This window comes from Kitasatospora sp. NPDC002543 (genome assembly GCF_053594915.1).
In genome coordinates this window covers 1-1,045 of sequence record NZ_JBSFWR010000273.1, presented here as the reverse complement: position 1 = coordinate 1,045, position 1,045 = coordinate 1, and the positions used below count along the sequence as shown (strand labels likewise).

Genomic DNA, 1,045 nt, shown 5'->3' with positions numbered 1-1,045 from the left:
CCCACCAGGCGGTGGCGGCGGCCATCGAGGCCTCGTCCTCGGTGTCCACCAGGATTCGGCGGGTGCCGTGCAGCACCGGCTCCTTCCGCTCGCCGTCCTCACCTTTGACCTCGCCGAGGTGCGGCTTGCCCGAGGCGGGGTCGAAGCCGCGTGTGCCACGGCGCACTCCATCCTCGATCCGGCGCAGGCCGGCATCACCCAGCCGATCGTCCTGCGTGCCCGGGCTCTTCAGGTATCCCTGTCTCCCTGGTCGGCCGAGAGGCCTGTGCAGGAGCTCGCCGCACGCGTGAGAGAGTCGAGCAGGCAGCTGATGCGGGCGTGAGGGAGGGACTGCCCGTGGAATGGGAGGTGTTCGGGCGTCGGCAGGTGTTCGGGAGCCCGTGGGTCGAGGTCTGGCTCGATGATGTCGACATCCCCGGCGTCGGCCGGATCGACCACCACGTCGTCCGCTACCCCCGCGCCTCGACCACCGCCGTCGTCACCAACGAGGCCGGCGAATTCCTCCTCCTCTACCGGCACCGGTTCATCACCGGCCGCTGGGGCTGGGAAGTGCCGGCCGGATGGGCCGAGCCCGGGGAGGAGCCGGCGGCGGCCGTCGTCCGCGAGGTCGAGGAGGAGACCGGCTGGCGCCCCGGCCGGGCCGAGCTGCTGACCGAGTACGACGCCATGGCGGGCATCAGTGACGCGCGCTTCCGCGTCTACCACGTCACGGACTGCACCCGGATCGGCGACCCTGAGGACGTGTCCGAGGCGACCCGTGTGGAGTGGGTGCCTGAAAGCGAAGTCGTGAAGCTTCTGACGAACGGCGGGTTCCCTGACGGCCCGTCGCACGCCGCCCTGTCCTACTACCTCGGCCCGCATCGGCTTGTCCGGCGCCCCTGACCGCCACAGAGACAGCGGCCCCGGACAGCTCTGTCCGGGGCCGCCGAGTGGCGGTCATCTTGTCCTCTCCGCGTAGGAAGTCGGCCGGGCCGACTTCCTACGCGGACAGTGGACGGGCTGCGCCCGGGCCGTCCCGAACACCGAGTGCCCTCCCGGCCCCTCC

Annotated in this window: 1 protein-coding gene; it reads left to right on the top strand. The window is 71.6% G+C overall.

The window, feature by feature from the left end; genetic code table 11:
• Positions 1–336 precede the first annotated feature (336 nt).
• A complete protein-coding gene (locus tag ACWD4P_RS38530) occupies positions 337–882 on the top strand; it encodes an NUDIX hydrolase (protein ID WP_449782856.1) in 546 nt (181 codons plus the stop codon).
• Positions 883–1,045 lie beyond the last annotated feature (163 nt).